A 279-nucleotide genomic window follows, 5' to 3' on the forward strand; every position below is an offset into this window, starting at 1 on the left:
GATGCTGGCCGAAAGCGACGCCGACATTCCCGACCGGCCCTATATTCGCTTCGGCCTCGATGCCGCACGTCAGGTGTCGGAGGGCTTGGCCGCGGCGATACAGGCGGGCGACATCACGCTTCAGGCCATCATGAGCCAGACCTACACGCCGGTGGCGGGCACGAACCCGCCGCTGTTCACACATCCGGCGATGGCGTTGCTGACGCGGCTGGCGCGTCCGCATCAGGAGGCGGCACGAAGCCTGCCCGGATTTTTCGGCATGAGTTTCACGGATCGTCG

Annotated in this window: 1 protein-coding gene; it reads left to right on the forward strand. The window is 65.9% G+C overall.

From position 1 onward, the window contains the following. Window positions 1-279 (forward strand): hypothetical protein (locus AC0IYH_RS31175; protein WP_471838070.1); only part of this gene is annotated, 279 nt, incomplete at both ends.

Source organism: Pseudomonas sp. AC463 (assembly GCF_979253585.1).